Here is a 23,220-nt window from a genome sequence, read left to right as displayed (position 1 = left end):
CAACCTCTACCGTCGCGAGACCGAGTTCGCGGTCGTCCGCGCCGGCCTGAACTACAAGTTCAACGGCTTCTAGTCTGAACTCTCCGTCCCCGGACGGAGCGGAGCCCGGCCTCACGGCCGGGCTCTTCGCGTTTCAAGGAGCCTGCACGCGCGGCGTCGGTCGTTCTCCGTGGCGGCCCGGGCGGCGGGCCGATCCGGGATCCGCGAGTCCAGGCATCCGCATCCCGAGCGCGGGCAGGCCAGGCCATCGCGCGGGGAGGGGCGTGATCCCGCCCTCCCGGGACGCCACGAGCGACGCCCGGCGGGCGGCGTGCCGGAATCGATCCGGATCATCCCCTTGAGAATGGGCGGTCCGGCCGGACTGCGCGCCATCCGGATTGGGGTCGGGCCGGCGCCGTGCTACGGCGAGGGCAGGAGGACCCCCGATGTCATTCGATCGTTCCCGCCGCGGCAGCGACCCGCGCCAGACCGCCGAGGCGGCGTTCCGGGCCGTGACCCGCAAGCCCGCCGAGGGCCCGGCCCCGCAGGACGCCAAGCCGAAGCCCGCCGCCAGGGCCGCGATCCCGGGCGTGCGCGAGACCGTGTCCCTGCGCCTCGACCGCGACGTGCTCGAGCATTTCCAGGGCGAGGGTCCGGGCTGGCAGGACCGCATCAACGCGGCTTTGCGCAAGGTCGCGGGCCTCTGATGGCGGCCGCACTCTGATGCGGCTGCGGTGCGCGGCGCTCCTCCTGCTGCTCGCCGGGCCGGCGCAGGCCGAGGGCGGGCTGGTGACCAACCCGTTCGCGTCGAACTACCGCTCGGTGCCGATCGGCGCGCGGGCGACCCCGCCGCGCCTCAGCGCAGGAACTGCCCGAAGGCCCGCGGCCCGTCCGAGGTCTTCACCGTTCCGGTCACCCGCAGGGTCGCCGCATCGATCGCCGTGAGGGTGTTCGATTCCCAGTTGGCGACGTAGACCGTGCGGCCGTCCGGGCTCGCCTGGATGCCCTCCGGGTATTCCCCGACGTCTATGCGGGGTCCGGGCTCCAGGGTGGCCGCGTCGAAGGTGCTCACCGTGCCGCCGTACTGGTCGGTGACGAAGGCGCGGCCCTGGGCCAGCGCCACCGCGTAGGGCCGCTCGCCGACCTTGACCCGGCCGACCTCGCGGCGCGACGCGATGTCGACGACCGAGACGTCGTTCGAGCCGACATTCGCCGAATAGGCCCGCTTGCCCTGCGGATCGATCGTGACCCCGAACGGCCGGGTCCCGACCGGGATCACGGCGACGCGCCGGCGCGTCGCGGTGTCGACGAGGGAGAGCGCGTCGTCGTCGCGGTCCGCCGCCAGGAGGAACTTGCCGTCCGGCGTCACCGCGATCCCCGAGGGCGAGGTGCCGACCGGGATCTCGCCCGCGACCGCCAGGGTCTCGGGGTCGACCTGCCACAGGCGCTTGGCGTACCAGTCGGCGACGTAGACCGCGCCGCTCACCGGGTTGACCCCGACCCCGAGGGGACCGCCGCCGAGGGCGACCGTCTGCACGACCCGGCGCGTGGCGGCGTCGATCACCACCAGGGCCTTGCCCTCGGGCGCCGTGACGTAGACCCGGGCCCGGTCGGGCGAGAGCGCGATGCCGGCCGGCGCGCCCGGTACGGGAATCGTCGCCACCCGCTTCAGCCCGTCGAGGTCGACCACGTCGACCGCGTCGGCGTTCTGCGCGGTGACGAAGGCCTCGGTCACCCCCGACGGCTCCGCCCCGGCGGGGACCGGCGCGAGACCGATGCCCAGGAGGAGGCAGAGCCCGGCGAGGGACCGGGCGCGCCCGCGGCTCACGAGCCGCTCTTCTCGATCTTCGCCTTGAGGTTGTCGAGGCCGGCGCGGTACAAGCCCGACACCGCCTTGATCGCCGCCTCGTCGCTCAGCTCGGGCGGCGGATCGTTGTTCATGTAGCCGCGGTAGAACGCGCCGTCCCACACCACTTCCGACTTTCCGCCCTCGGCCGGCTCGACCTTGATCGTCGAGGAGTAGTTGTTGACCGGCAGCACCTTCACATCGACCTTGTTGATGCGGTACGACAGGCTTTTCTGCTCGGCCGAGTACTTGTAGAGTTCCTCGTCGACGGTGGGACCGCCCTTCAGCGTGAGGGTGCGGGTGGCCTTGACCTCGTTGCCGCCCTTGCCCTCGGTCTTCTCGACCGGCGGCAGCCAGCTCATGTCCTGGAAGTTGCCGACCACCGCCCAGACCTTGTCCGGCGCGGCGTTGATCGTGACCTTCTCCTCGACCTTCTTGCGGGTCGGGCCGTGGGCCTGGGCGGCGGGGGCCGCCGCGACGGCGGCGAGCAGGGCCGCCGCGATGATGCGCTTCATCGGATCTCTCCTGTTCACGCGTGTCTCACGCGTCATCGACCGCGAGGGAGCCTCCGGCCGCCTGGGGCAGGGCGGCCGCGACCTTCGCGGCGATCCAGTTCCAGGCCTCGCGCTCGGCGGGCCCGGCCGTCTTCTCGACGGCGATGCGGTGGTGCTGCAGCTCGGCCAGCACCGTGTCGGGGTTCAGCATGTGCAGGCGCGTCGACAGGATCGCCGCCTCCAGCACCGCGCTCTGCGCCCGGTTGTAGCCGAGGAAGGGCCGGTGCGCCTCGGCGCTGACCACCCGGCCGCGGAAGCGCGGCCGGACGGGGTCGTCGCGCACCTCCACGACCTGCAGTTCCATGTGGCCGTAGGCCGCCTCCAGGCGCGGCACCGGGATGTCGCGGCAGGGCACGCTCGCCCAGTCGCGCCGGCCGGTGACGCAGCCGGCGATCACCCGCACGTCCGAGGGCGCGGCGGCGGCGAAGAACGGCAGCGCCTCCAGGTTGGCGATGGTCGGCGAGGGCCGGAACGGCGCCACCCAGAAGTCCTCGCCGTCCCGGATCAGCCCGAACGGTACGAGGTGCAGGGCGCCGTCGGGCGCGAGCGTCGTGACGATGGTCTCGAGGATCAGCGGCACGGCCTCAGGGCTTCCCGCTCTGGCGGGTATGGCCCGGGGCCTTGAAGCGGGTGGTGTCCTCGGCGTCGGCGTCCATCGCACAGCCCCAGTCCAGCGGCTCGTCCTGCACGTAGCGCTTGCCGAGGCGCCAGGCCAGTTCCGCCTTGGTCAGTTCCCCGCCGAGATAGAAGGCGTGGCCGCCATCCGCCTCGACGCCGAGCTTGGGGAAGAACGCCATCGCGTCGTGCCCGACCTCGTGGATGTCGCGGTTGTAGATGTGGACCCCGTCCTCCGCGACCGCGACGCGGTAGTTCGGGTCGCGCACGTCCGCGGCCAGCGCCGCGATCTCGTCCGCCGTCTGGGTATAGGGCCGCTTGTCGTGCAGGGCGAGGAGGGCGCGGCCATAACCTTTGGGCAGGGCGGCATCGGCCTTGGCGGCGTACATCACCCGGCGGGCGGCGTCGTGCTCCTCGACCGTGCGGCGGGTGTGGTTCGAGACCTGCACGATCAGCACGTTGCCGATCGCCAGTTCGGAGCACACGCCCATCAGCAGCGCCGTCACCCCGAGGCTGTCGGCCTCGGTGAGCTCGGTCAGGTTGCCGGTCCCCATCATCATGGCGATGTCGGGGTGGCGGCGCCGGGTCTCGTGGTAGCGCACCAGCGACGCCGCGAAGCCGAAATGGATCGGCTCGAGGATCGGGTCGGCGATGAAGGCTTTGCCCGCCCGCTGCATCCGCTCGATCGCCCGGTCGAGGGAGGGCAGGTCCTCGGGCCGCATCGGCACCAGGATCGGCACCGCGTCGGTCTCGAAGGCGAGGTCGAGGGTCTCCTCGTTGAGGCTGAGCAGGAAGTCGGCCCCGGCCGCCGCGCCGCGCCGCAGCTCGTCGGCCGAGAACGAATCGACGCTGACCCGCAGCCCCTCGGCCTTGAGGAGCCGCACCGTGTCGTCGAGATGGGGAAAGGGCGTGTCGGGCAGGCCGCCCAGATCGATCACGTCGGCCCCGCGCCGCGCCAGGTCCTTGGCGCGGACGAGAATCTGCTCGGGCGTCATCCGCGAGGCGTCGACGATCTCGGAGAAGATCCGCACGTCGTGGCGCGTCAGGTCGACCTTGCGCCCGGCGAGCCCGAGGAAGACCGGCAAATCGACGATCTCGTCGGGCCCGCGCTCCACCGGCACGCCGAAATGCCCGGCCAGCACGGCGGGATCGGCCCGGCAGCGCCCGGGCAGGATGACCCGCGTCGCGTCAGCGGGGATCGTCACCCGGCGGCGGATGATCTCCTCGGTCATCAGCGCGGCGACCTTCACGCCGGCATCCGCGATGGTCCAGGCGAAACGCTCCGGCGGCAGGGTCGCGGCGATCTTCTCCAGCCGCGCCTTGGCGAGCCGTCCGGTGATGAAGACGAGGTGCTCCCTCACGCGGCGCGCTCCGACAGGGATCCGCGGCAGGTCCGGTCGCCGCCGGGGCCCCGTAGCACGATCGCGCCGGCGAAGAGAGTCGCAAAGGCCGGGAAGGCGGCGTCGACCAGCCCGGTTCGCGTGAGATCCGCGAGGGCGGCACCGGGCGCCGGGTCGGCGGACTTGACGAGCAGGCAGCGCGCGGCCCCGAGCCGCGCGGCGAGCCACAGCGCCAGGCTGTCCGAGGTCACGTCCCAGCTCTCCGGGATCTCCGGATGGCCGGCGGCGAGGGGCGAGGGGTCCCAGACCGGAACGATACCGGCGGCGAGGCCCGCGCCCGGATCCTGCATGACGACGAGGCGCGGCTCGATCGCCGCGAAGATCCGCGCCATGCCCGCCATCGCGTCGAGCGCGAGGCGATGGGCGAGGGGATCGGAAAATCCGAGGGCCGTTTGCGTCGTGCGCACCGCGTCGGCGAGCGCGCCGCCGCCCGGCACGATCGCCACCGGCCCGTCCTCCCCGTCGGCGAGCGACGAGAGCACCCGGCGCAGCCGGTCACGGTCGGCCACGAGGCTGCCGCCGACCTTGACGACGGTGAAGGCTCCCGGGAACCCCGGACCCTGCCGCGGCACCGGCTCAGGCCGCCGCGACGCGGGGCGCCGAGAGCCGCCGCGCCGCCTCGGCGATCCGCGCCGGATCGAGCCGCCCGGTGCGGTCCGCCGCCGCGCACAGGCCGCCGCGGAAGCCGAGATAGCCCGGCCGCAACGCCGCGAGATCGGGAATGTCGTCGAGCCGGAGCGAGCCGGCGAGGCCCGAGAGCAGGCCGTGCGCCCGGCACGCCGCCGTGAAGCCGGCGAGCCGCGGCAGGGCCAGGTGGTCGGTGAGGCGACGCCCGTCCTTGCCCCGCGTGTCGATCATCGCGCCGGAAAAACCCGCCTGGGCGAGCCCCGGGACGTCGGCCCCGTCCGGCCCGTCCTCGGCGAACAGCACCGCGATCACCGGCGTGCCGGCGGGCAGAAGCAGGCCCGCCGCGTCGCGCCCCGGCGCCCAGGCGATCTTGAGGTAGCCGACCCCCGTGCCGGCGAGCGCCGCGAGGCAGGCGGAGGCCTCCGCGGCGTCCCGCGGCTCGCCGGCCACCGCGCTGGTGAGCCGGTCGCCGCAGACCGCCACGATCGCCCGCACGGTCTCGGCCGAGAGCGCCCCGAGGGCGCCGCGCTCCGGGTCCTTGCCGTCGATCAGGTCGGCGCCGCCGTCGCGGGCGAGCGCCGCCTCCGCGGCGTCGCGGACGCTGACGAGGAGACGGACGCGGGAGGAAGACGGGTCGGGCACGGGATCAGGACCGGTTCGGCAGCGGCTCGGCAAACAGGCGGTTCTTCACCAGCGAGCGGACGCCGTGGATCCAGGTCTCGTCGGTGTCGCCCTGGATCACCACCTGGCCGCCGCGCAGCACCTTGCCGCTCGCCACGTCCGTGATGGTGATGTTCATGTTGAGCACCTGGGGCGCGCTGCGCTGGACGTAGCCGTAGACGACCAGAGCCGCCCCGGCCGCCTGGGCGATCTTTTCGGCGCAGCCGTCGCACTTGTAGAGCGGGGCGTCGCGCCGGATCGCCGCGGCCTGGGGCGCCAGGTCCACGGGGTCGAGCCCGCGCCCGGCGACCTCGCGCCGCAGGGCCTCGGTGGCGAGCGCCAGGCGCCGCGCCTCGTCGGGCTTCAACGGCCGCGGCCCGATCACGCCGGGCTCGGCCAGCTCGATCGCGAACACCGCCGCGGGGCTCGACGCCGCCTGGGCGGACGAGCCGGCGGGCAGGGCCGCGAGGGCGGGCAGGATCGCCAGGGCGGAAAGGGCGCGCAGAACCAGCATCGGGCGACCCTTGCATGGCGGTGCGGGCCGGCGCAACGCGGCCTCGCGCCACCGGCCTTCGGACTTTGGGCGAAGGATTTCTCAGAAATTCCTCATCGAACAGGCGTTGAGGGCGCCCGACGATCCGGGCTAGCCTGCCCCGGCATGGTCTCCTTCCGTAAGCGCGCCCTCGCCCCCCTCGGCCTCCTCGTCGCCCTGACGGCGGCGCCGGGACCGTGGGCCGTCGCAGCCCAGGCGCAAGCGCCCGATACGCAGGCGCCGGCACCCGCGCCGCCGACGGCCCAGCCCGCGGCTCCGAAGGCGGCGGAGATCCGCATCGGCCTGATCTACCGGCCGGCCCCGGCGCCGTCGTCCTACGACGCGCAGGCCGCGCCCGAGGACGAGGGGCTGGCGGGCGCCAACCTCGCCATCCGCGACAACACCACCACCGGCCGCTTCGTCGGCCAGAGCTACGCCCTCGACGCGGTGGCGCTCGGCACCGCCGCCCCGGGCGCGCCGCCGCCCCAGAGCCCGGTGGACGCCGCCCGCGAGCTCGCCGCCAAGGGCCTGCGCTTCATCGTGCTGGCTTTGCCCGCCGACGAGATGCTGGCGGTGGCCGACGCTCTCAAAGGGTCGGGCGTCGTCCTGTTCAACGCCAGCGCCCCCGACGACCGCCTGCGCGGCGCCGATTGCCGGGCCGACATCTTCCACGTCGCCCCGAGCCGGGCGATGCAGACCGACGCCCTGGCGCAGTTCCTGGCCTTCATGCGCTGGCGCAAGCTCTTCCTGATCACCGGCCCGCAGGACGGCGACAAGCTCTGGGCCGAGGCGCTGAAGCGCTCGGCCAAGAAGTTCGGGCTCCAGATCACGGCGGAACGGCCCTGGACCTTCGGCCCCCTGGCGCGGGCGCGGGGCGACACCCCGACCCGGTCCGAGGCCCTCGTCTTCACCCGCGGTCTCGACTACGACGTCGCCGTGGTGGCCGACGAGGCGGGCGATTTCGGCGACTACGTGCCGTTCCACACCGTCGATCCGCGCCCGGTCGTCGGCACGCAGGGGCTGGTGCCGACAACCTGGCACCCGACGCTCGAGGTCTGGGGCGCCGCCCAGGCCCAGAACCGCTTCCGCCGCCTCGCCGGCCGGCTGATGCGCCCCCTCGACTACCAGGTCTGGGCGGCGGTGCGCGCCGTCGGCGAAGCCGCCTTCCAGAAGAAGACCACCGACCCGGCGGCGCTCACGGCCGCCATCGCCGACCCGGCCTTCAGCCTGCCGGGCTACAAGGGCGTGGCCTTGAGCTTCCGCCCCTGGGACCACCAGCTGCGCCAGCCGATGCTGCTGGTGCAGCCCCAGGCGCTCGTGGCGGTGGCGCCGGAGCAGGGCTACCTGCACCAGCGCACGCCGCTCGACACGCTGGGCATCGACCTGCCGGAGACGCAGTGCAAGCTGCCGAAATCGTGATGGGTCACGCCCGCCCCCGCGTCAGCCATAAGTCGGCCTCGCCCGCGATCCCGCGGCAGGCCAGGTAAGATCCGAAGAGCACCAAAAGACGGACCGCGCGGGACGAGCGCGGCCGGAAGGGAGGACGAATGAGCCGTCACCGGATCGGATCGGCGCGCCCCGCGGCGCTCGCAGCGGCGTTGTCCGCCGCCCTCCTCGCCGCGCCCGCCCAGGCCACCACGGTCTATGTCAGCAACGAGAAGGGCAACTCGGTCAGCGTCATCGACGTCGAGACCCTGAAGGTCACGGCGACCTGGCCGGTCGGGCGCCGGCCGCGGGGGATCACGGTCGGCAAGGACGGGAGCCTGCTCTACGTCTGCGCCAGCGACGACGACCGCATCGACGTGCTCGACACCAAGACCGGCAAGATTGTGCGCTCGCTGCGCTCGGGGCCCGACCCGGAGCAGTTCATCGCGCACCCCTCGGGCAACCCGCTCTACGTCGCCAACGAGGACGACAGCCAGGTCACGGTCCTCGACATCGAGAAGAACAAGGTGGTGGCCGAGGTGCCGGTCGGCGTCGAGCCGGAGGGGATGGGGTTGAGCCCGGACGGGTCGATCCTGGTCAACACCTCCGAGACCACCAACATGGCCCACTTCATCGATACCAAGACCTTCCAGGTGATCGACAACGTGCTGGTCGACGCGCGCCCGCGCTTCGCCGAGTTCAGCCGCGACGGCAAGTGGCTGTGGATCTCGGCTGAGGTCGGCGGCACCGTCTCGGTCATCGACGTCGAGACCCGCAAGGTGGTGAAGAAGATCACCTTCAAGATCCCGGGCGTCACCGACGAGCAGATCCAGCCGGTCGGCGTGCGCCTGACCGGCGACGGCACCAAGGCCTTCATCGCGCTCGGGCCCGCCAACCGGGTCGCGGTGGTCGATGCCAAGACCTACGAGGTCCAGAAGTACCTGCCGGTCGGCCAGCGGGTGTGGCAGCTCGCCTTCACGCCGGACCAGAAGCTTCTGTTCACCACCAACGGCACCTCGAACGACGTCTCGGTGATCGACGTCGAGGCGATGAAGGTGACGAAGAGCATCCCGGTCGGGCTGCTGCCCTGGGGCGTGGCGGTCTCGCCGCAGTAAGCATCTTCCCCTCCCACTCGTGGGGAGGGGTCATGGGGATCGTAGATCCCGCGTGGGGGTAGTGCAGGAGGCACCGCGGAGGTTTCTCCGGCACCACCCCCACCCCCTCACCCCTCCCCACAAGGGGGAGGGGAGGCGATTGACCTCCCACCCGGATTCTTCATGCGCGCCCTTCTCACTGCCGCCCTGGCCTTCGGCCTCCTCGCCACCCACGCCTCCGCGGGCGACCTCACCAAGGGCCGCACCGACCTGCCCGAATTGTTCCTCGGCGCCGAGGACAACGACTACGCGGTGCCCGTGAAGGACATCGAGATGGAGGCGGGCAAGTCCTACCGCCTGCGCATCACCGCCAAGGGGCAGAAGGAATACAAGTTCTTCGCCAGCGAGTTCTTCCGCGGCGTGTGGATGAACCAGATCGTCATCAACCACCTCGAAGTGCACATGGCGGGACCGCCGCACCACCTCGAATTCGACGACCAGGGCACGATCGCGGTGGAATTCGTCACCGTGCGGGCCGGCGAGTTCCCGTGGTCGGTCCAGGGGCTGGAGGGCCGGGGCATGACCGGGCGCTTCATCGTGAAATGATCGAGGGTGGGCGGGTCGCCACCGCCGGCCTACATCGACCGTGATACCAAGGAGGACACCCCCGGATGCGCGCGCTCCTCGCCGCCCTGCTCCTGCTGACGGCCTTGCCCGCCCGCGCCGACGACGCGGCATCGTGCCGGGACGGCATCGCGATGATCAAGGCCGAGCTGGCGAAGGCCCCGGCCGAGGCGGTCGCCAAGACCCTGAAGAAGGAATTGCGCGTCGCCGAGCGGGAGCTCGGCGAGAAGGAATACGACGAGTGCCTGGACGCGGTGCGCGACGCCCGCCGGGCGCTCGGCCGATGAGCGGACCGGCCCTGGCGGTCGAGGGCGTCAGCCACCGCTTCGGCGCCCGCACCGCCCTCGACGCCGTGTCGTTCGAGGTGCCGCGGGCCGCCTTCGTGGCTTTGCTCGGGCCGAACGGCGCCGGCAAGACCACGCTGTTCTCGGTGGTGACCCGGCTCTACGCCAGCCAGGCCGGAAAGGTCGCGCTGCTCGGGCACGACCTGAATCGCGAGCCGTCGCAGGCGCTCGCCCGCCTCGGCGTGGTCTTCCAGGCCCGCACCCTCGACACCGACCTGACGGTGCGCCAGAACCTGCTCTACCACGCCGCCCTCCACGGCATCCCCCGCAAGGCGGCGCTCGCCCGCATCGAGGTGCTGCTGTCCCGCATCGGCCTGGTCGAGCGGCGCGACGACAAGATCCGCACCCTGTCGGGCGGCCAGTCGCGGCGGATCGAGATCGCCCGGGCGCTGATCCACTCGCCCGACCTGCTGCTCCTCGACGAGCCGACCGTCGGCCTCGACCTCGAATCCCGCGCCGACATCGTCGCCATCGTCCGCGCCCTGGTGCGCGAGGAGGGGCTGTCGGTGCTCTGGGCCACCCACATCTTCGACGAGATCGAGGCCGACGACAGGGTGGTGGTGCTGCATCGCGGCCGCATCATCGCCCGGGGCCTCGCCGGCAGCCTGAGCGAGCCGGCCGGCTCCCTCGAGACCGCGTTCCGCCGGATGACCGCCGAGCGCGGCCCCGACACCGGGAAGAGGGTCGCATGAGGCAAGAGAGTCGCATGGGGAGTGTCGCTATGAGCGCGGGCACGAGCCTCACCCCGGTGCGCGGACGGCTCGATGCCGGCGGCTACCTCATCGCGCTCATGGGCATCGTTCGCCGGGAGCTCCTGCGCTTCTTCAACCAGAAGGAGCGGTTCTTCTCGGCCCTGGTGCGGCCGCTGGTCTGGCTGTTCATCTTCGCCGCCGGCTTTCGCAACACGCTGGGCCTGTCGATCACGCCGCCCTACGAGACCTACGTGCTCTACGAGGTCTACGTCGTGCCGGGGCTCGCCGTGATGATCCAGCTGTTCAACGGCATGCAATCCTCGCTGTCGATGGTCTACGACCGCGAGGTCGGCTCGATGCGGGTGCTGCTCACCAGCCCGTATCCGCGCTGGAGCCTGCTGCTGGCCAAGCTGATCGCCGGGGTGATCGTCTCGCTGATCCAGGCCTACGTCTTCCTCGCCATCGCGAGCTTCTTCGAGACCGACATCCCCTGGTCCGGCTACCTCCTCGCCCTGCCGGCCTTCCTGGCGTCGGGCCTGATGCTCGGCGCGATCGGCCTCTTCCTGTCCTCGCTGGTGCGCCAGCTCGAGAACTTCGCCAGCGTGATGAACTTCGTGATCTTCCCGATGTTCTTCGCCTCCTCGGCGCTCTACCCGCTGTGGCGCGTCAACGAATCGAGCGCGACGCTGTACTGGATCTGCCAGATCAACCCGTTCACCCACGCGGTCGAACTCGTGCGCTTCGCCCTCTACGGCGCCTTCAACCCGGTCTCCTGCGCGGTCGTGGTCGGGACGGGCGTCGCGTTCTTCGTCATGGCGGTGGCCGCCTACGATCCCGGCCGCGGGCTGCTCGCCCGGCGCGGCGGCCCGGCCGGGGAGGCGGGCTGACCGCCCTTGAGAGAGATGTCCACGATGCTCCGCTCCACCCTCGCCACGCTCCTGGTCCTCGCCGCCGTCCCGGCGCTCGCCCAGCCTAAGGCCGATCCCGACTGGCCCTGCGCCCAGCGCAAGGTCTCGACGCTGGGCCCCGGCGCGGTCTGGACCGGACCCGACCCGACCCCGGCTCTCGCCGAGTGGGGCAACGACACCGACGCGGCCCTGCTGGCGCAGAAGATCGCGTCGCGCCGGCTGCCGCTCGAGGAGGTCGACGGCCTCCTCGACGCCTTCGCGGGCAAGCTCGACAAGGCCGAGAAGGACACCCGCCTGACCCGCGTCTTCGCCGGCGTGTTCGAGGTGCTGAACGGCGAGCGCGACAAGGTGGTGGCCGGCATCGGCCGCTACGCCCGCGGCCAGAAGGTGATGGCCGAGCGCATCCGCGACGAGGCCGGCCGGATCAGCGAGGTCAAGACCGCCCCGGACGTGCCCGACACCAAGGAGCTGACCGAGCTCGAGTCCCGCTTCAACTGGGACAAGCGCATCTTCCAGGAGCGCAGCCAGTCGCTGACCTATGTCTGCGAGGTGCCGACCCTGCTGGAGCAGCGGCTCGGCGCGATCGCCAAGAAGATCCAGGCGCGGTTGTAGCGATATGAGTCGAATCCCGCCCACGACCTCATCCCGAGGCGTCAGTCGGTCTTCGATCGACTGACCTCGAATGGAGGGCACCAGGGACCATTAAGATTCCTGGGGCACTCCTTCGAGGCCGCTCTGCGGCACCTCGGGATGAGGTTTCTGGGTTGGACCGGGAGTTCAGGGCGGAGTTCAGGGGACGAGACGGCTCCGCCGCTCGTTCAGCCCACCGGAGTGAACAATTCCCCCTTGCCCAGGGTCGCGAGGTCGCCGCCGTAGCGGCGCATCGGGCCGCGCAGCAGCGCCGCCGCCCAGGGTGCATGCGCGGCGATCGACTTGGCCAGCAGGCGCAGCACCACGAGGTCCTGCCGTCCGGTCTCGACGAAGGTCGGCAGAAGGGCGCCGTGGCGGGCCGCCACCAGGGTGCCGCGGCGCATGCCGTAGCCCGGATGGTCGCCGACCGCCTCCGCCACGATCGTGCCGGCGATCATCCGCGACGCGGCGTGGTCCCCGGCCTCCCTCACGACGATCAAGCCGGCGCGCATCCGGTCGCCGAGGCGCTCGCCGGCGCGGCCGCCGATCAGCAGCGTCGCGCCGTCGAGCCCGGCGGGGGCGCCGTGGATCGCGCCGCCGGCGCTCTCGGCGGCGTCGCCCGCGATGCGGATCGTGCCGCCCCTGGCCGCCGTGCCGGCGAAGGGGCCTGCGGAGCCCGAAACCGTGATGGTGCCCCCCGTCATGCCGGCGCCGAGGCGCTGGCCGACATCGCCCTCGACCACGATCCGCCCGGCCGCGAGGCCGGCGCCGATCCGATCGAGGCGCTCCGTCGCGCCGACGATCCGCAGCTCGTCGGATCCGTCGAGGGCGATCGCGAAGCAGTCGCCCAAGGCGAGGGCGTGGCGGCTGGTCCCGACCGCCAGGCGCGCGGCCTCGCCGTCCGACAGGCCAGCGAGGGCGGCCGGGGTGAGCCCGGCGAGGTCGAGGCGCTCGGGGGGTGCGGCGCGCAAGGTGAGGGTGGTCATGCGGCGGCCCCGAGCAGGTCCCGGAGGTGGAAGTGGTGGCGGCCGAGATTGCCGCCGTAATTGCCCGCCGTGACCGCGACGAGGCCGAGATCGGCCCCGGCCGCCGTGGAGGCGTGGAGCGCCGCCCGCATCGCCGCCGAGACGGCGCCGGCCGAGAGTCCGTCGATGACGATCTCCAGCACCACGTCGACCTCCGGCGGCAGGAGCGAGCCGGCGCGGCCCTTCAGGGTCGGGCAATAGGCGTCGTTGGTCGAGGCCATCATGCCCTTGGTGCGCGCGCCGACCTTGGAGCCGGAGCGCACCACGCCGCCCGGGAAGGGCAGGATCGCGTCCGGGATCGTGCGGGCCGCCGCCACCGCGATCTCGGCCACCCGCAGGGTGTCGGGGAGGCGCCGGCCGAGGAAGAGCAGGTTGCCGCCGCCGACCGCGCCCTGGATCGTCGGCACCGAATGCTCGCAGACGAACTCGCCGTCCATCACCGGCGTGCGCCAGTAGCGGCGCCCGTCGATGCGCTTGGCGGTGGCGAAGCCGTCGCCGAAGTAGCGGATCGCCCCGCCGAGCTTGATCGCCTTGGCGGCGTTGGGGTCGTCCCAGGCGATGCCGGCATAGACCGCGCTGCCCGGCGAGGTCAGCACGCATTGCCCGACCCGGCGCAGCAGCTGGTCCTTGAGGCCGCCGGCATCGAAGCCGAACAGCAGGACCCGCACCCCGGGGCGCCCGTCGGGCGTGTCGTCGGGCGACAGGACGGCGTCGATGCCCGCTTCCGCCCCGCAGCCGATCACCGAGGTGGCGAAGCCCGTCATGGTGACGGCGGCGATCATCGCCCATTCGGCGGTGTCGGCGGTGAGCACCAGGGCGGTGCCCGCCATGTCGAAGGCCTCCGCGAAGGTGTCCTCGACCCGGATGCCGTTGAGGATCAGGTCCGGCATGCCACAGCCTCGAAAACCGGCTCGTCCGCCCGGCGGCCCGGGAAGGCCGCGTCGGGAACGGTGAAGCTCGACAGGCCGGCACCGAAGCGGCCCTGGAGATAGGACTCCGTCCGCCGCGCCATGCCGGCATCGGCCTCGACGGAGAGCTGGAGCGTGCGGCCGCGGGTCCAGGCGACGACCTCGCCGTCCTCGACGATCACCGTGCCGTCCTTGATCACCCGATGGGCGCGGGCGAACATCGCGGTCCGGTCCGCCTGGTCGCGGTAGACCGCGACGTCGGCCCGCGCGCCCGGGCGGAGGTGGCCGCGATCGGTCAGGCCCAAGAGCTTCGCCGGCCCCGAGCGGGTGAGCTGCGCCACCTCCGAGAGGGTGTATTCGCGCTCGATCGCCGCGAGGCCCGAGCGCTCGGCCGCGATCTTCGGGTGGGCGGCGACCTCGCGGTCGCGCGCCTCCTTGTCCATCAGCAGGTGGAGGATGCGCGGATAGGCGGTGAAGGGCCCGCCATTCGGGTGGTCGGTGGTCAGGATGGTGCGCTCCGGGTCGGGCGAGAGCAGCATCATCTCGAGCCCGATGGCGAATTGCAGCGACGAGGTCGGGCCGCGGTCGCGGTAGCGGAACGGCACGATGCCGCCGCCCTCGGCGTCGCCCGCGTTGACGATCCACTTCCGCGGGCTCGCCGCCTTGCGGCCCGAGAACTGGCGCAGGATGTCGAGCGAGATCGTCGCGGTCTGGCCGAACACCACCTGGCCGATGTCGAGCGTGGCGTTGGGATGGCGGGCCAGCGCCTCGGCGATGCGCGGCGCCGCCGACCGGAAGCCGCCGGTCAGCGGGTTGTCCTTGTCGACCGCCGCGTAGGCGTAGAACTGAGCGTGGGCGAAGTGGATCCGCCGGCCCTCCGCCGCCTCAAGCGTCTCGATCAGGCTGTCGTCGGCCCCGGGCAGGCCGAGATTGCTGCAATGGACGTGGAGCGGGTGGGGCACCTTCAGCGCCTCGACCGCGTCGAGGAGCCCGTTAAGGATGGTGCGGGAGGTCAGCCCGTAGGCCGGCACCTCGTCGTCGAGGGAGAAGCGGACCGCCCCGTCCTTGAAGGCGTCGGCGCCGCCGGCATTGATCACCTTGACGCCGAGCGCCCGCGAGGTCGCGACGTTCAGCGCCACGAGGTCGCGCACCGCGTCCGCGCTCTCGCGGTCGCGCAGGAGCTGGAGCAGCTGGTCGTCGTTGCCCATCACGCACAGCCCGCCCCGGTCGAGGAGCGGGATCTCGGCGAGCTCGAGCTGGGTGGCGAGCGCGTTGACCGGCGGCATCGCGGGCTCGACCGCGGTGGTGTAGCCCATCCGGGCGTAGAGCAGGCCGACGTCGCGGCCCGACCCGTGCGGGTTCGGCGCGTCGGGCTCGGCGACACCGAGTTCCGGCAGCAGCAGGCGCGCCAGAACCACGTTGCCGCCGGCGATGTGCGAATGGACCTCGACGCCGCCCGCCATGACGATGCAGCCGGCGGCGTCGATGGTGCGGTCGGGCCCGCGATCCGGGGTGGCGACGATGCGGCCATCCTCGATCCAGACGTCACTGACGGAGTCGCGCCCGGCGGTCGGATCGACCACCCGGCCGCCGGCGATGCGGGTCAGCATGAGGCAGAAAGCTCCGAGGTGGCCGCGGACCGGCGCGGCGGCGCGGCGGCGAGGCGGGCATGGAGGTCGGCGAGGGTCGCGGCGGCGCTGGGCGGCGCACCGGCGGCGGACGCACCCGCCTCCTGCCAGGCGATGACCGCCCGGCCCGGATGCCACAGGGCGGCGCCCTCGGTCTCGCCCGGCACGGCGACGCCGATCACCACCCGGGCCTCGGCGCCGGTCGGCGCCCCGAGGAGCGCCACGGTCGGCAGGGTGCCGGCCCAGGCGGGCAGGGGGGCCGGCAGGGCGGCGAGCCAGAGCGCGGCGTCGACCTCGCCGGCGGCGACCTGGCGCGCGGCGTCGAAGCGCCAGGGATCGTGCTCGGGCCGGCCGCGGCCGAATCCGACCCGCGGCCCCTGGCCGGTGCTCCAGGCGGAGACCTGGACGGCGGTGCGGCCCTGGTAGGGGTCGCCGAGGGCGAGCGCGAAGCAGCGCGTGGTCTCGTTGAGGTCCTTGACGAGGCCGGTCAGCATCTCGGCCCCGAGGGCGCCGATCTCGGCCGGATCGTACACCACCACGCCGTAGAGGGCGTCGCGCAGGCGCGCCGCGAGGTCGGCGAGGGGATGGGGACCGGCGACCCGGCCGGCGACGAGGCCGCGCAGCAGCCCGAGCGCCGCCGGGATCCCGGCCTCGCCCGCCGGATAGGCGACGTGCTGCACCGCACCGTCGCCGGTGCCGCCGAGCGCGACGAGCGTGCGCGGTCGGCCCGCGGCCCGGCCGCGCACGGGTGCGTCCGCCGAGAGGTCGCGGGCGAGGCCCGACGCCCACGGCGCCCGGCCGACGACGAGGACGAGATCGGCCCGGCCCCGCGTCTCCGCCGGGGTGGTGGCCATGGCGCCGGCCGAGGCGAGGGCGCCGAGATCGGCGTAGATCGCCGTACCGGCGGCGGGATCGACCGAGGCGCCCAGCGTCCGGGCGAGGTCGTAGGCCGCCTGTACGGCCGCCGCCTCGGCGACGAGGCCGGCGACGAGGGGGCTGCGCGCCCCCGCCAGCAGCTCCGCCGCCGCCGCGACCGCCGCGTCGCGCTCCACCGCCCGCCCGTCGATCCAGGCCGTCATCCGCCCTCGCTCACGTCTTCGCGACCCCGCGGATCGCCCGATCCCGGAGCCGCCACGATTCCGGGTCGGACGGTCGCATCCGGGAGGGCGGCGAGGCAAGTCCCCCGAAAGTCCGGCTCGCCGCGCCGGGCGCTAAAAAATATCCGCCGGGCACGATATTCGCCCGTCATGATATCCGGTCGACATATCCGACCGGCACGGCCAGCCCGAGAGTTGCCCAGGCGACCGGCGGTGTGGGACAGTCCCGCGGGCGGGACGGACGGCCCGGCGTGATCGCCCGGGCGACAGGGCAGGAAGCGAGGCCGGTTTGGCGCACGGGACGGCGACGGCGCGGGCGGAGGTGCGGGTGCGCGCCCCGGCGCGGCTGCATTTCGGCTTCCTCGACCTGCATGGCGGGCTCGGCCGGCGTTTCGGCAGCATCGGGCTCGGGCTCGACGCGCCGGGCATCGACCTCACCGCCGCGCGGGCCGACACCCTCCGGGTCACCGGAGCCGACGCCCCCGGCCTCGCCGCCGAATGCGAGCGGGTGCGCGGCTACGCGGCGCTGGCGGCCCGGCACCTCGGCGTGCCGGAAACGGGGGCGTTCCACCTCGCGGAGGCGATCCCCGCCCATGCGGGCTTCGGCTCGGGCACGCAGCTCGCCCTCTCGGTCGCCGCCGCGCTCGCCGCGCTGCACGGCGCCCCCTTCGCGCCGGCCGCCTTCGCGGACGCCCTCGACCGCGGCAACCGCTCGGGCGTCGGGCTCGCCGCCTTCGTCACCGGCGGCCTCATCGTCGATGGCGGGCGCGACGACACCGACGCGCCGCCCCCGGTCATCGCCCGGCTCGCCTTCCCGGAGACCTGGCGGGTGGTGCTGCTGCTCGATGCCGGCCGCACCGGCGTCCACGGCCCGGAGGAGCGCCGGGCCTTCCGCGAGCTGCCCCGCTTCCCGGCCCCGGAGGCGGCCGAGATCTGCCGTACGGTGCTGATGCAGGTGCTGCCGGCCGCCGTCACCGGTGACCTGCCGCGCTTCGGCGCCGGCATCACGGACATCCAGCGCCGGATCGGCGACTACTTCGCCCCCCACCAGGGCGGGCGCTACGCCAGCGCGGCCGTGGCGGCCGCGCTCGCCACCGTCGAGGCGCAGGGCGTCGCGGGCTTCGGCCAGAGTTCCTGGGGACCGACCGGCTTCGCCCTCGCGGCGGATGCGGCGCAGGCAGAGGCGCTGGTCGCGACCCTGCGCGCCCGCCACCCGGACCTGACCTACCGCATCGCCCGGGGCCGCAATCGCGGCGCCGAGATCGACTGAGAGGGAATTCGGAAGCATTTTTGCGGGACACTGCCCGCCGGGGCCGGGTTTGAGCCGGCGCAACAGCACTATCGTCCAAGACACAGGCGGGGCCGCGCGGCTTAGAAGGCGGGCGGCGCCCGTCCATCCCCGCAGCACGGGTCGCCGTCGCGTCCGCACGCGCGCACCGCGCCCGACAGGAGGTTCGCATGGCCCGCTCGATCCTGCACATGCTGACGCCGCTCAAGCACATGAGCCCGTTCGACGTGAACATGGCAGTGGATGCGGGCTTCGAGGTCGTCTCGACCTACACCGCCGTGGAGCTCGCCGAGGTGGTGCCGCTGGTCCAGGACTCGATCTTCTCGCGCGCGCCCCAGGACGGCACCCGCACGGCGATCTTCATCGCCGGCAAGAACGCCGAGGCCTCCCTCGACATGGTGGACGCGGCGACGAGCGCCTTCGTGCCGCCCTTCGCCAACCACGTCTTCGCCGACCCGGCCGGCTCCTTCACCACCGGGGCCGCCATGGTGGCCTGCGTGCGCAAGGCCCTGCGCGACAAGTTCGACGAGGGCCTCGCGGGCAAGCGCGTCGCGATCTACGGCGGCACCGGGGTGGTGGCCTATTGCGCGGCGGTCATCGCCGCCCAGGAGGGCGCCCGCCCGGTCCTCGTCGGCTATAACGGCCGCGAGCGGGTGGCGGCGATCGCCGACAGCATCCGGACCCGATTCGGCGTCGCGGTCGAGGCCGCCGACGGCTCGGACCAGGCCGGCCGCCTCGCGGCGGCCCGGGACGCCGAGGTGATCCTGTCGGCGGCCGCCGCCGGCGTGCAGGTGCTGAGCGCCGAGGACCTGACCCAGGCCGGCCGCCTGCTCGTGGCCGCCGACGTCAACGCCGTGCCGCCGGCCGGCATCGCGGGGATCGACGTCAACGCCGATGCGGTCCCGCTGCCGAGCGGGCGTGGCGTCGGCATCGGCGCGCTCGCCATCGGCAACGTCAAGTACGGCACCCAGGCCGGGCTCTTCCGCCGCCTGCTCCAGGCTGACCAGCCCCTCGTCCTCGATTTCCGCGACGCCTACCGGCTCGCCGTCGAGCTGACCGGCCAAGCCTGACCGGCATGGGCCTCGGGGGGGCGACCGGCGCGGCGATCCTGATCGCGGCGCAATCCGGGCGGGCGCTCGCCGCCGCGGCGCGCCGGGCCGGCTACCGCCCCTTCGTAGCCGACCTGTTCGGCGACGACGACACCCGGGCCCTCGCGGCCGGCTATCGCCGCGTGCCCGGCCGCCTCGGCGCCGGGCCGGGCGCGCGCGGCGTGGAAGCCGCGCTCGCCGCCCTGGCGGCGGAGGCCGGCCGGCCGGTCGGCCTCGTCCTCGGCTCCGGCTTCGAGGGATCGCCCGGGCTGATGCGGCGGCTCGCGGAGCGCTACCCCCTGCTCGGCGCCTCGCCGGATTCCGTCGCGGCGCTCAAGGACCCGGAATCCTTCGCGGCGCTCTGCACGCGCCTCGCCATCCCGCACCCCGAGATCGCCCTGGCACCGGTGCCGGACCCGGGCGCCTGGCTGGCGAAACGGCGCGGCGCCTCGGGCGGCGGCCATATCCGGGCGGCGCGGGCCGGGCGGCTCGCGGCGAGAACCTACCTCCAGCGCCGCGTCGCCGGGCGTCCCCACGCGCTCGCGGCCCTGGCCGACGGGCGCGGCCTCGCCGTGCTGGGAGCGACCGAGCAATGGACGGCGTCGGGCACCGACCGGCCCTTCCGCTATGCCGGGGCCGCCGGTCCCGTCACCTTGCCGGATTCCGTCCGGGCGGCGGCCGAGCGGGCGCTCGCCGGCCTCGTCGCCGCGACGGGCCTGCGCGGTCTCGTCAGCGCCGATCTCCTGGTCGACGGCGCGGCGTGGTGGCTCCTCGAGGTCAATCCACGCCCCGGCGCCACCCTCGACCTCCTCGACCGCGGGCCCGTCCCGCTGCTTGCCGCCCACATCGCGGCGAGCCGGGGCCGGCTGCCCGAGGCGCTGCCGATCCCGGCAGGCGCGGCGGCGGCCGAGATCCTGTATGCCGAAGCCGACATCCCCGCCGTGCCGGCCCTCGACTGGCCCGGCTGGACGATGGACCGCCCCGCCGCCGGCAGCCGCGTCGCGGCCGGGGCGCCAATCTGCACCGTGATGGCCGAGGGTGCGGATGCCGCTGCAGCCCGTCACGCCCTCGCCGTGCGGTCGGCGGCGCTGCGGGCCCGGTTGGAGAAAAGGCCAGCGGACGCCGCGTTGGCTTTCGCGGGCCGCGGCTTCATGCTTGGCGACACGGCGCAGGATCCCCGCTCCCGGACGGGAGAGGGGTAGGGGGTTCCCGCGCCACCCACCTTACCAACGGGGCCGCGAAGACCCCGACCGATTCGACCGGCCTTCGGGGAGACCCGCCCCGGCCCGGCCCAAGGGAGTCCACCCGATGAGTTCCACCCCCGCCTCCGCCGCCCGCCCGAGCGTCAACGCGCTCGCCGCCCCCCTGGTCGAGGCCCTGGCCGCCGAGGCGGTGCGCCTGCGGCTCGCCGTGACGCGGGCGCCTGACGGATCCCGGCTGATCGATGCCGGTGCGGGCGCGCGCGGCTCGATCGAGGCCGGCCGGCGCATGGCCGAGATCTGCCTCGGCGGCCTCGGCACCGTGACGGTGGCCCCCGCCGGCCCCCTCGAGGCCTGGCCCTTCACGCTGACCGTGCACAGCACCGATCCGGTGCTCGCCTGCCTCGGCAGCCAGTATGCCGGCTGGAGCCTCGCCGACGAGGAGGGCGATTCCGGCTTCTTCGCCCTCGGCTCCGGCCCGGGCCGCGCCGCGGCGGCGGTCGAGCCCCTGTTCGAGGAGCTGGGCTACCGCGATTCCGCCGAGCGCATCGCCCTGGTGCTCGAATCGGGCAGCCCGCCGCCGGCCTCCGTCACCGCCAAGGTGGCCGAGGCGGCGGGCGTGAAGCCCGCCGACGTCACCTTCGTGTACGCCCCGACCCAGAGCCTCGCCGGCGCGACCCAGGTGGTCGCCCGGGTGCTCGAGGTCGCGCTGCACAAGGCGCATTCGGTCGGGTTCGATCTCGGCGCCATCGTCGACGGGATCGGCGCCGCCCCCCTGAGCCCGCCGCACCCGGACTTCATCCAGGCGATGGGCCGCACCAACGACGCCATCATCTACGGCGGCCGGGTCCAGCTCTTCGTCGAGGCGGACGATGCCGACGCCAAGGGGCTCGCCGAGGCCCTGCCGAGCACGACCTCGCGCGACCACGGCGCGCCGTTCGCCGAGATCTTCTCCCGCTTCAACGGCGATTTCTACGCCATCGACAAGCACCTGTTCAGCCCGGCCGAGGTGGTGGTGACCTCGCTGCGCTCCGGCCACAGCCACCGGGCCGGCCGGCTGGTGCCGGAGCTGGTGGCGCGCTCCTTCGCCTGAGGCGGGAACCGAGGGGATCGGATCATGCGGATCGGGCTCGCGGCCGACAACGGCGCCTGGCACAAGGCCCGGCTGCTGGCCGCGCTGACGGCTCTCGGCGCCACGCCGGTGCTGTTCTCGCTCGCCGACGTCACGGTGGAGACCGGGTACCCGGAGCCCCTGCGGGTGCCGGGATTCGACGGCGCCCTGCCGGACGGGGTGCTGTTGCGCACCATCGCGGGCGGTACCTTCGAGGCCACCACGATGCGGCTCGGCGTGCTCCACGCGCTGGTCGCCGCCGGCACCGTGGTGTGGAACGGGCCCTCGGCGATCGAACGCTCGGTCGACAAGGCGATGACGAGCCTGCTGCTCGCCCGCCACCACATCCCGACGCCGGAGACCTTCGTGCTCTCGCGCCGCGATGCCGCGGCCGCGGTGGTGGCCCGGGAGGCCGCCCCCGGCCGGCCCCTGGTGCTGAAGCCCCTGTTCGGCTCGCAAGGGGAGGGCCTGCAGCTGATCACCCGGCCCGAGGAGCTGCCGCCCGAGGAGCTTGTCGGCCGGGTGTACTACCTCCAGCGCTACGTCGCCCGCCGCGACGGCGCCTGGCAGGATTACCGCGTCTTCGTCTGCGCCGGCCGGGCGGTCGCCGGGATGATCCGCGAGGGCGACGGCTGGATCACCAACGTCCACCGGGGCGGCCGGCCGCTGCCCTGGCGCCCACCGGCCCGGGCGGCGGAGCTCGCCGAGGCCGCCGCCGCCGCGGTCGGCTGCGGCTATACCGGGATCGACCTCGTCGAGGACGGGGAGGGCGGCTTCCAGGTGCTCGAGGTCAACAGCATGCCGGCCTGGTCCGGGCTGCAGCAGGTGACGAGCGTCGACATCGCCCGGGAGGTCGCCGCCGGCTTCCTGGCGGCGGTGCGGACCGGGCAAGCGCCGCGGCTCGTGGCGCTGTGAGCGCGCAGGCGCCGGGTCTGGCCGCAGCCGCGATCGCCGAGGCCTACCGGGCGGCCTGCCGGGCCGAGCTCGCGGCGATCAAGCCCGGCAACGTCCACGTCCACGCCGCCGGCCACCGGATGAGCGTGGCGGATTTCGAGGCGAGCGCGGCGCTGTCGGCGCCCCATGTCGCGGCCCCCGGCGCGCGGGTCGGCGCCCGGGCGGAGGCGGCGGTCGCCGCCACCCGGACCGGCGTGGGCCAGAACACCAACCTCGGCATCGTGCTCCTCTGCGCGCCGCTCGCGCGCGCGGCCGAGCGGCCCGGGCCCCTGCGCCCGGCGCTCGAGGCCGTGCTGGCCGAACTCGACGACGCGGATGCGAGCGGGATCTACGCGGCGATCCGGCTCGCGAGCCCGGGCGGGCTCGGAAAGGCCGAGCGCCACGACGTCACGGCGGAGGGCCCGCCGCCGCCGGTGCTCGCCGCGATGGGCGAGGCGGCGGCGCGCGACCGCATCGCGCGGGCCTACGTCACCGGGTTCGAGGACCTGTTCGGCACCGGGCTCTCCGCCCTCGCGGCGGCGCGGGGCCGCGGCCTCGCCGAGCCCTGGACCACCACGGCGGTCCACCTGGCCTTCCTGACCGGCTTTCCCGACAGCCACGTCGCGCGCAAGTTCGGCGCCGCCGCGGCCGAGACGGTGCGGGCGGAGGCCGAGGCCGCCCTCGGCCGCCTCGTCCTCGGGGAGGGCGCGCGGGCCGCGCTCCTCACCCACGATGCCGCCCTCAAGGCCGCCGGGCTCAACCCCGGCACGAGTGCAGACCTCACCGTCGCGACCCTGTTTCTCGACGCGCTGCAGAACCTCAAGCTCGACTGTCAGGCGCGAGCAGGCGCAACCTGCCAATAAGTCTTAACCGCAACACGGCTTTCCTTCCGTCGCCGGGACGGAAATGGCCCAAGGTACCGGGCGGGCCGGCTTGTTCGGAGTCCAGCGGCGCTGTAGGGTCCGCCCGCCATCCAGACAACCGGTTCGGCTCCCGCTGAACGCCGACAGCAA

At 73.8% G+C, this 23,220-nt stretch carries 25 protein-coding genes; 14 read left to right on the top strand and 11 right to left on the bottom strand.

Features of this window, described 5'->3' with window-relative positions; genetic code table 11:
* Window positions 1–425: 425 nt before the first annotated feature.
* Entirely contained in the window at window positions 426–686 is a 261-nt protein-coding gene (locus tag V3T34_RS11625; protein ID WP_060847540.1) for a BrnA antitoxin family protein, read from the top strand.
* Between the two features lie 149 nt (window positions 687–835).
* Here the strand turns inward: V3T34_RS11625 and V3T34_RS11620 are convergent, their stop codons facing one another.
* The 7 genes from V3T34_RS11620 to V3T34_RS11590 are packed head-to-tail and all read right to left on the bottom strand — an operon-like array spanning window position 836 to window position 6,195.
* Window positions 836–1,762, bottom strand: a complete 927-nt coding sequence (locus V3T34_RS11620; protein ID WP_197682186.1) for a YVTN family beta-propeller repeat protein — start codon at window positions 1,760–1,762, stop codon at window positions 836–838.
* Window positions 1,763–1,803: 41 nt separating this feature from the next.
* A complete protein-coding gene (locus tag V3T34_RS11615) occupies window positions 1,804–2,340 on the bottom strand; it encodes an SRPBCC family protein (RefSeq protein WP_060847542.1) in 537 nt (178 codons plus the stop codon).
* A 25-nt stretch (window positions 2,341–2,365) separates the two neighbouring features.
* Window positions 2,366–2,959 (bottom strand): DUF447 domain-containing protein, encoded by a 594-nt coding sequence (locus V3T34_RS11610; protein WP_060847543.1) that lies wholly within the window; start codon window positions 2,957–2,959, stop codon window positions 2,366–2,368.
* 4 nt (window positions 2,960–2,963) lie between these two features.
* Entirely contained in the window at window positions 2,964–4,355 is a 1,392-nt protein-coding gene (locus V3T34_RS11605; RefSeq protein ID WP_305077841.1) for a DUF6513 domain-containing protein, read from the bottom strand.
* On the bottom strand, window positions 4,352–4,966 hold the full coding sequence (locus V3T34_RS11600) for an amino acid kinase family protein (protein WP_305077842.1): 615 nt from the start codon (window positions 4,964–4,966) through the stop codon (window positions 4,352–4,354). The genes V3T34_RS11605 and V3T34_RS11600 overlap by 4 nt, the downstream gene beginning before the upstream one ends.
* Window positions 4,967–4,970: 4 nt before the next feature.
* Window positions 4,971–5,663: a (5-formylfuran-3-yl)methyl phosphate synthase gene (locus V3T34_RS11595; RefSeq protein WP_091888041.1), complete on the bottom strand. Its 693-nt coding sequence runs from the start codon at window positions 5,661–5,663 to the stop codon at window positions 4,971–4,973.
* Between the two features lie 4 nt (window positions 5,664–5,667).
* The gene (locus tag V3T34_RS11590; protein WP_305077843.1) at window positions 5,668–6,195 is read right to left on the bottom strand and encodes a DUF3280 domain-containing protein; all 528 of its coding nucleotides are present in this window, start codon (window positions 6,193–6,195) and stop codon (window positions 5,668–5,670) included.
* A 144-nt stretch (window positions 6,196–6,339) separates the two neighbouring features.
* Here V3T34_RS11590 and V3T34_RS11585 point away from each other — a divergent pair, with 144 nt between their 5' ends.
* The 7 genes from V3T34_RS11585 (at window position 6,340) to V3T34_RS11555 (ending at window position 11,912) form a co-directional block, all read left to right on the top strand.
* Window positions 6,340–7,632, top strand: a complete 1,293-nt coding sequence (locus V3T34_RS11585; protein ID WP_305077844.1) for an ABC transporter substrate-binding protein — start codon at window positions 6,340–6,342, stop codon at window positions 7,630–7,632.
* A 128-nt stretch (window positions 7,633–7,760) separates the two neighbouring features.
* On the top strand, window positions 7,761–8,753 hold the full coding sequence (locus tag V3T34_RS11580; protein ID WP_305077845.1) for a YVTN family beta-propeller repeat protein: 993 nt from the start codon (window positions 7,761–7,763) through the stop codon (window positions 8,751–8,753).
* Between the two features lie 162 nt (window positions 8,754–8,915).
* Entirely contained in the window at window positions 8,916–9,338 is a 423-nt protein-coding gene (locus V3T34_RS11575; RefSeq protein ID WP_305077846.1) for a cupredoxin domain-containing protein, read from the top strand.
* Window positions 9,339–9,403: 65 nt separating this feature from the next.
* The gene (locus V3T34_RS11570) at window positions 9,404–9,643 is read left to right on the top strand and encodes a hypothetical protein (protein WP_060847551.1); all 240 of its coding nucleotides are present in this window, start codon (window positions 9,404–9,406) and stop codon (window positions 9,641–9,643) included.
* Complete coding sequence (locus V3T34_RS11565; RefSeq protein ID WP_060847552.1) at window positions 9,640–10,392, top strand: ABC transporter ATP-binding protein; 753 nt, start codon at window positions 9,640–9,642, stop codon at window positions 10,390–10,392. Before V3T34_RS11570 ends, V3T34_RS11565 begins: the two co-directional genes overlap by 4 nt.
* A 29-nt stretch (window positions 10,393–10,421) precedes the next feature.
* Window positions 10,422–11,279 carry an ABC transporter permease gene (locus tag V3T34_RS11560; protein WP_091888031.1) on the top strand — a complete coding sequence of 286 codons (858 nt, stop codon included), beginning with the start codon at window positions 10,422–10,424 and terminating at the stop codon, window positions 11,277–11,279.
* A 24-nt stretch (window positions 11,280–11,303) separates the two neighbouring features.
* Entirely contained in the window at window positions 11,304–11,912 is a 609-nt protein-coding gene (locus tag V3T34_RS11555) for a hypothetical protein (protein WP_060849413.1), read from the top strand.
* A 206-nt stretch (window positions 11,913–12,118) separates the two neighbouring features.
* Here V3T34_RS11555 and V3T34_RS11550 read toward each other — a convergent pair whose 3' ends face one another.
* The 4 genes from V3T34_RS11550 to V3T34_RS11535 are packed head-to-tail and all read right to left on the bottom strand — an operon-like array spanning window position 12,119 to window position 16,570.
* Window positions 12,119–12,916, bottom strand: coding sequence for a formylmethanofuran dehydrogenase subunit C (locus tag V3T34_RS11550; RefSeq protein ID WP_305077847.1), 798 nt, complete (start codon window positions 12,914–12,916; stop codon window positions 12,119–12,121).
* On the bottom strand, window positions 12,913–13,845 hold the full coding sequence (fhcD, locus tag V3T34_RS11545) for a formylmethanofuran--tetrahydromethanopterin N-formyltransferase (protein WP_305077848.1): 933 nt from the start codon (window positions 13,843–13,845) through the stop codon (window positions 12,913–12,915). Before fhcD ends, V3T34_RS11550 begins: the two co-directional genes overlap by 4 nt.
* Window positions 13,833–15,473, bottom strand: a complete 1,641-nt coding sequence (locus V3T34_RS11540; protein WP_305077849.1) for a formylmethanofuran dehydrogenase subunit A — start codon at window positions 15,471–15,473, stop codon at window positions 13,833–13,835. The genes fhcD and V3T34_RS11540 overlap by 13 nt, the downstream gene beginning before the upstream one ends.
* Window positions 15,467–16,570 carry a molybdopterin-binding domain-containing protein gene (locus V3T34_RS11535; RefSeq protein ID WP_305077850.1) on the bottom strand — a complete coding sequence of 368 codons (1,104 nt, stop codon included), beginning with the start codon at window positions 16,568–16,570 and terminating at the stop codon, window positions 15,467–15,469. Before V3T34_RS11535 ends, V3T34_RS11540 begins: the two co-directional genes overlap by 7 nt.
* Window positions 16,571–16,877: 307 nt before the next feature.
* Between V3T34_RS11535 and V3T34_RS11530 the strand changes: the two genes are divergently transcribed.
* The 6 genes from V3T34_RS11530 (at window position 16,878) to V3T34_RS11505 (ending at window position 23,070) form a co-directional block, all read left to right on the top strand.
* Window positions 16,878–17,858, top strand: coding sequence for a beta-ribofuranosylaminobenzene 5'-phosphate synthase family protein (locus V3T34_RS11530; RefSeq protein WP_305077851.1), 981 nt, complete (start codon window positions 16,878–16,880; stop codon window positions 17,856–17,858).
* Window positions 17,859–18,046: 188 nt separating this feature from the next.
* Window positions 18,047–18,946 carry an NAD(P)-dependent methylenetetrahydromethanopterin dehydrogenase gene (locus V3T34_RS11525; RefSeq protein WP_091888022.1) on the top strand — a complete coding sequence of 300 codons (900 nt, stop codon included), beginning with the start codon at window positions 18,047–18,049 and terminating at the stop codon, window positions 18,944–18,946.
* A gap of 5 nt (window positions 18,947–18,951) precedes the next feature.
* The gene (locus V3T34_RS11520; protein WP_331369169.1) at window positions 18,952–20,166 is read left to right on the top strand and encodes an ATP-grasp domain-containing protein; all 1,215 of its coding nucleotides are present in this window, start codon (window positions 18,952–18,954) and stop codon (window positions 20,164–20,166) included.
* A gap of 106 nt (window positions 20,167–20,272) precedes the next feature.
* The gene (mch, locus tag V3T34_RS11515; protein ID WP_060847559.1) at window positions 20,273–21,256 is read left to right on the top strand and encodes a methenyltetrahydromethanopterin cyclohydrolase; all 984 of its coding nucleotides are present in this window, start codon (window positions 20,273–20,275) and stop codon (window positions 21,254–21,256) included.
* A 24-nt stretch (window positions 21,257–21,280) separates the two neighbouring features.
* Entirely contained in the window at window positions 21,281–22,189 is a 909-nt protein-coding gene (locus V3T34_RS11510) for an ATP-grasp domain-containing protein (RefSeq protein ID WP_305077853.1), read from the top strand.
* Window positions 22,186–23,070: a triphosphoribosyl-dephospho-CoA synthase gene (locus V3T34_RS11505; RefSeq protein WP_305077854.1), complete on the top strand. Its 885-nt coding sequence runs from the start codon at window positions 22,186–22,188 to the stop codon at window positions 23,068–23,070. The genes V3T34_RS11510 and V3T34_RS11505 overlap by 4 nt, the downstream gene beginning before the upstream one ends.
* The last annotated feature ends 150 nt before the right edge of the window (window positions 23,071–23,220 follow it).

The organism is Methylobacterium ajmalii, assembly GCF_036448855.1.
In the GTDB taxonomy this organism is placed as follows: domain Bacteria; phylum Pseudomonadota; class Alphaproteobacteria; order Rhizobiales; family Beijerinckiaceae; genus Methylobacterium; species Methylobacterium ajmalii.
This window is presented reverse-complemented; position numbering and strand designations above follow the sequence as displayed.